The 12,563-nt window shown below is 73.3% G+C and carries 5 protein-coding genes; all 5 read left to right on the top strand.

The window, feature by feature from the left end:
• Positions 1–5: 5 nt before the first annotated feature.
• Positions 6–6,404: a non-ribosomal peptide synthetase gene (locus KUM44_RS35690; protein WP_217213904.1), complete on the top strand. Its 6,399-nt coding sequence runs from the start codon at positions 6–8 to the stop codon at positions 6,402–6,404.
• 88 nt (positions 6,405–6,492) lie between these two features.
• Entirely contained in the window at positions 6,493–10,485 is a 3,993-nt protein-coding gene (locus tag KUM44_RS35685) for a non-ribosomal peptide synthetase (protein ID WP_217213903.1), read from the top strand.
• Positions 10,486–10,549: 64 nt separating this feature from the next.
• Positions 10,550–10,777 (top strand): MbtH family protein, encoded by a 228-nt coding sequence (locus tag KUM44_RS35680; protein WP_217213902.1) that lies wholly within the window; start codon positions 10,550–10,552, stop codon positions 10,775–10,777.
• A gap of 50 nt (positions 10,778–10,827) precedes the next feature.
• Entirely contained in the window at positions 10,828–11,565 is a 738-nt protein-coding gene (locus tag KUM44_RS35675) for a thioesterase II family protein (RefSeq protein WP_217213901.1), read from the top strand.
• Between the two features lie 106 nt (positions 11,566–11,671).
• Positions 11,672–12,496 (top strand): SDR family oxidoreductase, encoded by an 825-nt coding sequence (locus tag KUM44_RS35670; RefSeq protein ID WP_217213900.1) that lies wholly within the window; start codon positions 11,672–11,674, stop codon positions 12,494–12,496.
• Positions 12,497–12,563: the final 67 nt, after the last annotated feature.

Below are 12,563 nucleotides of genomic sequence, written 5' to 3'. Positions count from 1 at the left end.
CCACGGTGACTCGGTCCGGTTCCGGAATCGCCGACATCCTGCCCCTGTCGCCGTTGCAGGAAGGCCTGCTCTTCCACACCCTGTACGACGACGAGCGGTCCCCCGACCTCTACACCACCCAGCAGATCCTGGAGCTGGCGGGCCCCGTCGACCCCGCACGCGTGCGCGCCGCGGGCCAGTCCCTGCTCGACCGGCACCCCAACCTGCGCGCCTGCTTCCGCCGCCGGGACGCCGGACGGCCGTTGCAGATCGTGCCCACGGACATCGAACTGCCCTGGGCGGAGGCCGACTTGTCCGCCCTCGGCGAGGACGAGCGCGACAAGGAGTGGGAGCGGCTGCTGGACGAGGAGCGTGCCCGCCGCTTCGACCTCGCCAGGCCCCCGCTGCTGCGGTATCTCCTGGTCCGGTGGGACCAGGACCGCTACCGCCTGCTCGTCACCAACCATCACATCCTGCTGGACGGCTGGTCGAAGCAGCTGCTGGTCCGCGAGTTCACCGCCCTGCACGCGGGCGAACACCCCACCGCGCTGCCGCCCACGCCCGCCTACCGCGACTATCTCGCCTGGCTGGAACGACAGGACCGGACCGCCGCCGAGACCGCCTGGCGCGACGCCCTCGCGGACAGGGGCGAGCCCGCCCTGCTCGCCCCCGGCCGGACCGGCGCCGACACCGTCCTGCCCCACGAGCTGGTCGTCGAACTGCCCGAGCGGCTCACCAGTGCCGGCGAGGCCACCGCCCGGTCGCTCGGGATCACCCTCAACTCGCTCGTGCAGGGTGCCTGGGGCGTGCTGCTGGGCCGGCTCACCGGCCGCACCGACATCGTCTTCGGCCAGACGGTGACCGTGCGCCCGCCCGAACTGCCGAACATCGCCTCCATGGTCGGCTTCTGCATCAACACCGTTCCCACTCGCGTCCGCTGGGACGAGGACGGCACCGTCACGGACCTGCTCACCATGCTCCACCGGCGGCAGGCGGCCCTGCTGCCGCACCAGCACCTGGGACTCGCCGACATCAAGCGCGCCGTCGGCGGTGGTGGCGAACTCTTCGACACCCTGCTGGCCTTCGAGAACCACCCGGCCGCCGATGGCCCGGGAGCCTCCCGGGTCACCCAGCTCACCGGCCGCGACGCCACCCACTACCCCCTCACCCTCGCCGTCCTGCCCGGCCGCCGCCTCGCGCTGCGCCTGTCGTACCGGCCCGACCTGTACGACGAGCCGGGCGCCCGACGGCTCCTGGACCGGTTCGCCGCCGTCCTGGAGGCCTTCGTGGCGCATCCGGCACGTCGCGTGCGTGAGGTCGAGATCCTGCTGCCGGTGGAGCGGGAGGGGCTGCCGGTCGGAGCCGCGGGCACCGCCGTACCGTCTTCGGCCACCCTGACCGAGCTGTTCTCGGACCAAGCGGCCCGCACCCCCGACGCCACGGCCGTGGTGCACGAGGGCACCCGCCTCACGTACGCCGAACTGGACGCGCGGGCCAACCGTCTGGCGCACCTGCTGACGGCACGCGGCGCGGGTCCGGAGCGGCTGGTGGCCCTCGCGCTGCCGCGCTCGGCGGAGCTGGTGGTGGCCGTGCTGGCGGTACTGAAGACCGGTGCCGCATACGTGCCGATGGACCCGGAATACCCGGCGGACCGGCTGGCGTTCATGCTCGCCGACGCCGATCCGGTGCTGCTGGTCACCACGGCGGACGTGGCGCCGGCACTGCCCGCGTGCGCGGTCCCCGTGGTCACGCCGGACGAGTCGCGGACGTACCCCGGCACGGCACCCACGACGCCGCCCCTGACCGGCGACCACCTCGCCTACGTCATCTACACCTCGGGCTCCACGGGACGGCCGAAGGGCGTCGCGGTGCCGCACCGCAACGTCGTACGGCTCTTCACGGCCACCCGGCACTGGTTCGGCTTCGGCCCGGACGACGTGTGGACGCTGTTCCACTCCTACGCCTTCGACTTCTCGGTGTGGGAGCTGTGGGGCGCGCTGCTGCACGGCGGCACGCTCGCGGTCGTCCCGTACGCGGTGAGCCGTGACCCTGAGGAGTTCCTGCGGCTGCTGGCCCGCGAGCGCGTCACCGTGCTGAACCAGACGCCCTCGGCCTTCGGTGAACTGCTGCGCGCGGACGCCGCCCTGCCGGACGTCGGGCGCGCACTGGCCCTGCGGTACGTGGTCTTCGGCGGTGAGGCGCTCGACTTCACGCGGGTCGCCGAGTGGTACACCCGGCACTCGCAGGACGCCCCCGTACTGGTCAACATGTACGGCATCACCGAGACGACGGTCCATGTCACGGCGCTGCCGCTGACCGAGGCCGCGGTACGCGACCAGTCGCAGGCCGGCGGCATCGGACCCGCCATCCCCGACCTGCGCGCCTACGTCCTGGACGCGGGACTGCGGCTGGTGCCGCCGGGAGTGGCCGGGGAGTTGTACGTGGCGGGAGCGGGTCTGGCGCGCGGGTACCTGGGACGACCGGGGCTGACGGCCGGGCGTTTCGTCGCGGACCCGTTCGCCACCGGCCGCGGTGACCGCATGTACCGCACGGGCGACGTGGTGCGGCAGTCGGCCGACGGTGCGCTGGAGTACCTGGGCCGGGCCGACGACCAGGTCAAGATCCGGGGCTTCCGCATCGAACTCGGTGAGGTGGAGGCGGCGCTCGCCGGCCACCCCGACGTGGCGCAGGCGGTCGTCCTCGTACGGGACGAGCGGCTGATCGGCTACGCCGTCGGACGGGACCTCGACGCGGACGCTCTGCGGCGCCACGTGGGAGAGACGCTGCCGGACCACATGGTCCCCTCCGCCGTGGTCGTCCTCGACCGGCTGCCCCTGACCGGCAACGGCAAGCTGGACCGCGCCGCGCTGCCGGCGCCGTCCGTGCGGAGCGAAGGACGCGCCCCGCGCACCCCGCAGGAGGAGATCCTGTGCGGGCTCTTCGCCGACGTCCTCGGCCTGGATCCGCACCGGTTCGGCGCGGACGACGGCTTCTTCGACCTCGGCGGCGACTCCCTGCTCGCCATGCGCCTCACCGACCGTGTCAGGAGCGCGCTGGGCGCCGCGCTGCCCGTACGGGCGGTGTTCGAGGCGGCGACCCCCGCCGGGCTGGCCGTGCGGATCGCCGAAAGCGAAGGGGGCCCGCGTCGTCCGGAACTCACGGTGCGCGAACGCGGGCACGCCCCGATTCCGCTGTCGTACGCGCAGCAGCGGCTGTGGTTCCTGAGCCGCCTCGACGGCGGCAACTCCTACACCGTTCCCTGGGCCCTGCGCCTGACCGGCCCTGTCGACCGTACGGGGCTGGAGGCGGCGCTCGCCGACATCGTGACCCGCCACGAGCCGCTGCGCACCCTCCACCCCGACTTCCAGGGCACTCCGTACCAGCGGATCCTGGACCCGGAGGCGGGACGGCCGACCCTCACCGTCGTACCGGTCACCGAGTCCGAACTCCCCGCGCTGCTCACCACCGCCGCCGGGCACCGCTTCGACCTGTCCGCCGAAACGCCGCTTCGGGCCACCCTGTTCGAGCTCGACGCCGACACACACGTCCTGCTCCTGCTCGCCCACCACATCGCCGTCGACGGCTGGTCCATGGCACCCCTGATGCGCGATCTGGAGACGGCGTACACGGCCCGGATCACCGGATGCGCCCCGCAGTGGCGGCCGCTGCCGGTCCAGTACGCCGACTTCGCGCACTGGCAGCGCGAACTACTCGGCGCGGCGGCGGACGGGACGGGGAGTCTGCGGGAACGTCAGACGGCCTTCTGGCGTAAGGCGCTGGCAGGTGCCCCGGAGGAGTTGCCGCTGCCGGCCGACCGTCCCAGGCCCGCCGAGCCCACCGGACACGGCGACCGTGCCGGACTCACCATCGACGCGGAACTGCACGCCGCACTCGCCGACCTCGCCTCCGCCTCCCGGAGCACCCTGTTCATGGTGCTCCAGGCCGGGCTCGCCGCGACGCTGACCCGGCTCGGTTCGGGCACCGACATCACCATGGGCACGCCGGTCGCCGGACGCGCCGACGCCAGGCTGGACGACCTGGTCGGCTTCTTCGTCAACAGCCTCACGCTGCGCACCGACACCTCGGGCAGCCCCACCTTCCGTGAACTCCTGGACCGGGTCCGGGACTTCGACCTCGCCGCCTACGCCCACCAGGACGTGCCGTTCGACCTCCTCGTGGACGCCCTCAGTCCGCGGCGCACCCTCGCCCGGCACCCGTTGTTCCAGGTCATGCTGGCCTTCACCGCTCACGCCTCGGACGTCCCCCTGTCCCTGCCCGGCCTGTGCGTCGTGCGCGAGCCCGTCGAGACCGGCGCGGCCCGCTTCGACCTCTGCCTCTACCTGAGCGAGCGCCGCCACGGCGACGGGACCCCGGCGGGCATCGACGGCATCACCGAGTACAGCACCGACCTGTTCGACCCGGCCACGGCCCAGTGGCTCAACAGGCGGCTCGTCCGCTTCCTGGCCGCCGTCGCCGCCGACCCCGGCCTGCGGATCGAGGACGTGGAGCTCCCGGAGGACGCCGGGCGTCGGCGACCCGACGCGTCGGCGCCGCCGCCCGGCGGACAGCCGGACCGCGAGGCGTCGCCCGCGCCTGCTTCCGTGCCCGTGCCTGCTTCCGTGCCGGTGCCTGCTTCCGTGCCCGCGCGGGCGCCCGGGGCCGCGCGGGCGCCCGGGGCCGACGCGCCCGCCGGGCCCGCCGGTGGACAGGAACCGGCGACTTCGGCCGAGCGCATCCTCGCCGGACTCTTCGGCGAGCTGCTCGGGCTGTCCGAAGTCCCCCTCGACGAGGACTTCTTCGCCCTCGGCGGCGACAGCATCTCCTCGATCCGGCTGGTGAGCCGGGCAGCCGAGGCCGGAGTCGTGATCAGCGCCCGGGACGTCTTCAAGTACCAGACGGTGAAGGAGCTGGCGGCGGTGGCTCGTGGGCCGGCCGATGACCGCGTCGACGGTGCGGGCGGCGCGTCCGGCGTCCATGACGCCGACGGAGTGGGCGCGGTCCCGCTCACTCCCGTCATGCGGTGGCTGCTCGAACGCGGTGGCCCGATTCAGCGGTTCAGCCAGTCCGTCCTGCTGACGGTCCCGGCGGGCGCCGGTCTGCCGCGGCTGGCCGGGGCCCTCCAGGCGGTGCTCGACCACCACGACATGCTGCGTTCCCGGCTCTCCCCGACCCCGGAACTGGAGGTCGGCCCGGTCGGCGGCGTCAGCGCCGCGGCCCTGCTCGACCGCCGGGACATCTCCGGTGTGTCCGGCACGGACGACCTCCACGCCTGCGTGGCCGAGGAGTTCGACCGGGCCGTGGGACTGCTCGATCCGGCGGCCGGGGCGATGGTCCGGGCCGTGTGGTTCGACGCCGGACCGGACAGGGCCGGGCGGCTGCTGCTGACCGTCCACCATCTGGCCGTGGACGGCGTGTCGTGGCGCATCCTCGTACCCGATCTGAAAGCCGCCTGGGAGGCCGTCGCCGCCGGACGGAGCCCCGAACTGCCGCCCGTCGGCATGTCGTTCCGTCGCTGGTCGCTGGAGCTGGGCCGGCAGGCGCGTATGCCGTCGCGGGTCGCCGAGGCCGAGCTGTGGCGCTGTATCGCCGAGGCCCCGCGCGCCCGGCTGGGCAGGCGCCCGCTCGCCCCCGACCGGGACACCGCCGCCACCACGAGCTCACTGCGGCTCACCCTGCCGCCCGAGATCACGGGACCGCTGCTCACCGGCGTCCCGGCCCACCTCCGCCTCGGCGTCCAGGACGTCCTGCTCACCGGCCTCGCCCTGGCCGTCGCCGACCGGCAGGGCTCCCCGGACGTCGTGCTCGACGTCGAGGGGCACGGCCGCGAGGAGCTGGTGCCGGGACGCGAACCGTCCCGCACCGTCGGCTGGTTCACCTCGCTCTACCCGGTCCACCTGGATCTGGCGGGCGTGGACGTGGGCGACGCCCTGGCCGCCGGGCCGGCCGCCGAGCTCGCCGCCGCCCGGGTCGCGGAGCGGCTGCGCGAACTGCCCGACCACGGTGTGGGACACGGTCTGCTGCGCCACCTCAACCCGGACACGGCACCCGAGTTGGCCAAGGCGCCCACGCCGGCGATCGGCTTCAACTACCTCGGCCGGTTCAGTGCTCCCGGCACCACGGCCACCGAGCCGTGGGCCTTCGCCCCCGAGTCGTCGGCACTCGGCGCCGGCCGCGACCCCGGCCTCGCCGCTGCCCACGTCCTCGACATCAACGCTGTCGTCCACGACACGGCCGCCGGACCGCGGCTGGTGGCCGACTGGGCGTGGCCCGAGGGCGTGCTGACCGAGCCGGAGGTGCGGGCGCTGGCCGAGTCCTGGTTCACCGCGCTCACCGCACTCGTGTCCCGGGCCGGCGACGGTACCGGCCCGTCGGTCGCGGGCCTGTCGCCGGACGAGCTCGACGAACTGAGCGCGGGCCTCGACTAGCCGGCCCTCCGACAGTCGGCCCTCCGACCAGACCCAGCGGTTCCAGCTGAGCCGGAACACAGCGAGACGAACAGCGAGACGAGACGACATGACGCAGCCCGGGCCGGTCGACGTACTGCCCCTGACCCCGCTCCAGGAGGGTCTGCTCTTCCACGCACTGTACGAGCGCGAACGGGACGCCCCGGACGTGTACGTCGTGCAGCTGGTCTTCGAACTCGAAGGCCCGGTGGACGCCGCCCGCCTCCGCGCCGCCGCTCAGGCACTGCTGGACCGCCACCCGAACCTGCGGGCGGCCTTCCGGCGGCGCCGCGGCGGCCAGCCGGTGCAGGTCGTCCCGCGGCGGGCGACGCTGCCGTGGGCCGAGGCCGATCTCATCGAGCGAGCGGCCGGCACCGACCCCGACAAGGCGTGGACCGAACTGCTGGACGAGGACCGGGCCCTCGGGTTCGACCCCGCCACCCCGCCCCTCCTGCGCTGCACTCTGGTCCGCACCGGCGAACGCCGCCACCGGCTGCTCGTCACCCACCACCACATCCTGCTCGACGGATGGTCGGTCTCCGTGCTCCTACGGGAACTGCTCGCCCTGTACGCCGCCGACAGCGACCCGGCCGTGCTCACACCCGTCCCGCCCTACCGCACCTTCCTCACGTGGCTGGACCGCGGGGACCGCACCGCCGCCGAGGCCGCCTGGCGGGACGCGCTGGCCGACGTGACGGAACCGACCCGGCTGGCTCCGGCGGGCGTGCCCGGCGCCACCGAACCGGCACAGGCGCGGACCGAGCTGTCGGCGGAGCTCGGAGCCGCCCTCACGGCACGCGCCCGGAGCCTCGGCGTGACCGTGAACACCCTCGTCCAGGGCGCCTGGGCGCTCCTGCTCGGCCGCCTGACGGGCCGCGACGACGTCGTCTTCGGCGCCACCGTCTCCGGCCGCCCGCCCGAACTACCCGGCGTCGAGTCGATGGTCGGCCTGTTCATCAACACCATCCCGACGCGGGTCAGGCTGCGGCCCGAGGAGAGCCTGGGCGCTCTGCTACGCCAGGTTCAGGACGGTTACGTCCGCCTCCTCGACCACCACCATCTCGGTCTGGCCGACATCCAGCGGACCGTGGGCGTCCCGGAGCTCTTCGACAGCCTCGTCGTCTTCGAGAACTACCCGGTGGACCCGGAGGCCATGGGCGACGGGCGGGACACCGGCGAGGACGGCGGCGGGCTCCGTGTCGTCGGATCGAGCGGTCGCGACGCCACCCACTACCCCGTGACCCTGGTGGCGGTCCCCGCCGCCCGGCCCCGCTTCCGGCTGGCCTACCACCCGGGGCTGTTCGACGCCGGCTGGGCCGACGCCACGCTCGCGCGCCTGGTACGCGTCCTCGAAGCCATGGCGGCCGATCCGGAACTTCCCCAGGGCCGCCTGGGGCTCCTGGGGCCCCGGGAAGTTCCCGTGCGGACCCGGCTCGCGCCGCCCGCGGCCCGTACCCTCGGCGACCTCTGGTCGGCCCAGGTCGCGGCCACCCCGGACGCCGACGCCGTACTGGACCGCGGCACCCGTCTCACCTACCGCGAACTGGACGCCCGCGCCGAGCGGTTGGCCGGTCGCCTCACCGCCCTCGGGGCAGGCCCCGAGCGGGTCGTCGGCATCGCGCTGCCCCGCACGGCGGAGCTGGTCGTCGCCGTCCTCGCCGTGCTGAAGTCCGGTGCCGCCTATCTGCCGCTCGACCCCGCCTACCCGGCCGACCGGCTGGCGTACATCGTCGCCGACGCCCGCCCGGTGGTCGTCCTCGCCACCGCGCAGACGGCGGGGGCGTTGCCGCAGGGCACACCGCTGCTCGATCCGGGCAGTGAGGTGACGGGGCGTCACGATTACCTGATGGGGCGTCACGAGCACTGTCCCGCAGGCCGTTCGGTGCCGGACAGCCTCGCCTACATCACCTACACCTCCGGCTCCACCGGCCGCCCCAAGGGTGTGCTGGCCACGCACCGCAACGCCGTCGAGTTCGTGGAGTGGACGCACGCCGAGTTCGGTCCCGAGCGGCTGGCCAAGGTGCTGTTCTCGACCTCGCTCAACTTCGACGTGTCGGTATTCGAGATCTTCTCGCCGCTGCTGTGCGGCGGCCGGATCGAGATCGTCGAGAACCTCCTCTCGCTCACCGACGGCACCCCCCGCGACGTCGGCCTGATCAGCGGCGTGCCCACGGTCATGGCCGGCGTGCTCGCCGAGCGACCGGCCGTCTCACCCCACACTGTGGCCCTCGGCGGCGAACCGATCCCCGCACAGCTGCGCGCCGACGTCGAGGCCGCCTTCCCCGGGGCGCGGCTCGTCAACTTCTACGGGCCCACCGAAGCGACCATCTACGCCACCGCCTGGCAGTCCGGCTCCGGCCCCGACGACAAATCCGGGCCGCCCATCGGCCGCCCCCTCGCCCGCAACATCGTCCACCTCCTCGACCACGCCCTGCATCCCGTGCCCGACGGGGCCGTCGGCGAGGTGTACGTGGCGGGCGGCGGTCCGGCCCGCGGCTACCTGGGCAGGCCGGGGCTGACCGCCGGGCGGTTCGTCGCCGACCCCTTCGGCGGACCGGGGGAGCGCATGTACCGCACGGGCGACCTCGCGATGCGCGGCTCCGACGGGCACCTGCGTTTCCTGGGCCGGGCCGACCAGCAGGTCAAGCTCCGCGGCTTCCGGATCGAACTGGGCGAGATCGAAGCCGCACTCACCGCCCATCCGGCCGTCGCCAAGGCGGCGGCCACGGTAAGGGAGGAACGGAACGGCGATAAACGACTGGTCGCCTACGTCGTATCCGCTCAAGGCGCGCTCGCGGGCGCGGACGGCCTGCGCGATCACCTCGCCCGCATCCTCCCCGCCCACATGATCCCCTCGGCGTTCGTCACCCTCGAAGCGCTCCCGTACACCGCCAGTGGCAAGCTCGACCGCAAGGCGCTGCCCGCGCCCGACGCGCCGCTCGCCGCGAAGACCGCTCCCCGTACCGAGCGGGAGGAGACCCTGCGCGCGATCTTCGCCGAGGTTCTCGGCCTCGCCCCGGACCGGGTCGGGGTCGACGACGGCTTCCTCGATCTCGGCGGCCATTCCCTGCTGGCTCCCCGCCTGACCTCGCGCATCAGGGCCGAATTCGGCGTCGAACTGCCGCTGCGCGCCCTCTTCCAGACCCCGAGCGTGGCGGCGCTGGCCCGGCGTCTGGCCGAAGGCGACCGCCCCCGGACGCCCGACCGACTCTCCGGCCCCGCCCATGAGCCGGGCACGGCGCCTGAGTCGAGTACGGCCCCTGAGTCGAGTACGGCTCCGGTGGGCCCCCTGCTCCCGCTCCGCACCCGAGGCGATCTCGAACCTCTCTTCTGCCTTCCTCCGGCCTCGGGCCTGTCCTGGGGCTTCGCCGGGCTGGCCCGCCACATCGGCCCCGGCCGCCCGCTGTACGGCCTACAGTCCCGTGGCCTGATCCCGGGTCAGGACCGGGCCGGCAGCCTGGCCGAGGCGGTCGCCGAACACACCGCCCTCATCCGCCGGACGCAGCCGCGCGGCCCGTATCACCTGCTCGGCTACTCCATGGGCGGCCTCGTCGCGTACGACGTCGCCGTCGGCCTCCAGGCGGCCGGAGAGCAGGTCGCACTCCTCGCGCTGCTCGACTCCTTCCCCGGCTCCTGGATCCGGCAGGGCCCCGCCCGGTACGACCGCCCGGCGCTGCTGCGCAGCCTCCTCACCATCCTCGGCCGGCCGGTGCCCGAGGACGAGACGGAGCCGCTGGACGAGAGCAGGTTCGCGGAGCTGGTCCGCCGCGTACCCGACATGCCCGGCAGTCTCGACGACGCCGAACTGGCGGCCCTGGTCGACGTGACGGCGAACAACCGGCGCCTGATGGACGAGTTCGCCCCCCGGCCGTACCGCGGGGACCTGCTGTTCTTCACCGCCGCACAGGATCCGGACGCGGTCCAGGGCCGTCACCGCTCCTGGCAGCCGTACGTCGAAGGCCGCATCGACAACCACGACGTCGCCTGCACGCACGGAGAGATGACGCGGCCCGGGTCGCTGGACCACATCGGCCCGGTTCTGGACGACCGGCTTCGCAACTAGTCCGACGGCATCGGAAGCAGTCCGACCGCATCGGACACCACCGCACCCGACAGGAGGAACCGCTATGAGCACCAACCCCTTCGACGACGACAGCATCGAGCACCTGGTCCTGGTGAACGACGAGAGCCAGCACTCCCTCTGGCCCGTCTTCGCCGAGATCCCGGCCGGCTGGACCGTGGTCCACGGCCCTGCGAGCCGCCAGTCCTGCGTGGACCACGTCGACGAGCACTGGACCGACATGCGCCCCAAGAGCCTGATCAGGGCTATGGGCGAAGAGCCACCGGCCCGGTAAACCCACCGACCACCCGAACGCCCGCCCGCCGCAAGGAGAGACCGGCAGCCATGCCCACGGATGACCCGACCGATACGACCGACCCGACCGACACGACCAAGCTGGTGTGCCTCCCGTACGCCGGAGCGGGTGCCTCGTTCTACCGCCCCTGGGCCGCTCTGGCCGGGGCCGCGCTGGAGATCGTCCCGCTCCAACTGCCCGGCCGGGAAAGGCTGATCGACGAGCCGCCCCACCGGGACGTGCACCAGGCCCTCGACGACCTCCTGCCCCAGCTGTGGGAACGGCTCGGTGACGGCGACCACAAGGTGGCCCTCTTCGGGCACAGCCTCGGCGCCGTGCTCGCCTACGAACTGGCACACCGCCTGGTCACCGAGCCCGGCATCGAGCTCGCCCACCTGTTCGTCAGCGGGTCGCCGCATCCCGGCCGCAGCCGTGAACAACGGGCCACCGGCCTGTCCGACGACGACTTCCTCGCCCGCGTCGGCGAGTTCGCGGGCTACCGACACCCCGCGTTCGACGACCCGGAGATGCGCGAGATGCTCCTGCCCACCCTGCGCGCGGACGTCGAGATGCACGAGGCCTACGTACCGAGCACCCTCCTTCCGCTGGACGTTCCCCTCACGGTCGTCCGGGGCGAGGACGACACCCTGGTCGGCCACGACGCCGCCGCGTCCTGGAACAAGGCGTCCGGCCGCGACTTCGCGTACGTCGAGATCCCCGGCGGCCACATGTATCTGACCGAGTCCGCTCCCGATCTGGTCGGCCTGATCGCCTCGAAGCTGCGCTAGCCGTCCCTCTCATTTCCTTCCCCCTCATTTCCTTCCCCCTCACTTCCTTCCCCCTCACTTCCTTCCCCCGCCCCCCTTCACGACTACGACTCCCAGGGAGTATCCGATGCGTCTGCACGGCAAGTCGGTCTTCATCACCGGCGCCGCCCGCGGACTCGGCAGGGCCGCCGCGGTCGCCTGTGCGGCCGAGGGCGCCGACCTCACCCTGCTGGACATCTGCGCCGACCTGCCGGGCGTGCCCTACCCGCTGGGCACCGTGGGGCAGTTGGAGCACACCGCCGCGCTGTGCCGGGACGCCGGCGCGGCCGTCCTCACCGCGGTGGCCGACATCCGCGACACCCGTGGCATACGGGAGGCGGTGGCCCGTTCCGAGGACCGGTTCGGCCGGATCGACGTCGCCGTCAACAACGCGGGCATCGCCGCACCCTCGGGCAGACCGGTGCACGAGATCGAGGAGGACGAATGGTCCCTGATGATCGACGTGGACCTCTCCGGGGCCTGGCGGCTGATCCGCGAGGTCGGCGGGGCGATGAGCGCCCGGCGCGCCGGCAGCATCATCAACGTCGCCTCCACCGCCGGGCTCGTCGGCTACCGGCATTTCGCCGGTTATGTCGCCGCCAAACACGCCGTCGTCGGTCTCACCAAAGCCGCCGCACTCGACTTCGCGCCGACGAAGGTGCGGGTGAACGCGGTCTGCCCGGGATCCGTGCGCGACGACGCATGGGCCGAGGGCAGGATGCTCGCCGAGATCGCCAGGGCGCTGGACGTGCCCGTCCACGAGCACGAGAAGACCTTCGTCGAGGCGCAGCCCATGAACGCGCTGATCGAACCCGCCGACGTGGCTGCCGCGATCGTCTTCCTGGCCTCGGACGAGTCCCGGCAGATCACCGGGTCGGTCCTGACCGTGGACGGCGGGTTCAGCGTCCGCTGAGCCCCCTGCCCCGGCCGAGGGAAGCAACGAGAACAACCAGAACAACCAGAACAACAAGGAGTACGGC

The sequence above is a fragment of the Streptomyces sp. AC550_RSS872 genome (assembly GCF_019049285.1).
Taxonomy (GTDB): Bacteria; Actinomycetota; Actinomycetes; order Streptomycetales; family Streptomycetaceae; genus Streptomyces.
This window is presented reverse-complemented; position numbering and strand designations above follow the sequence as displayed.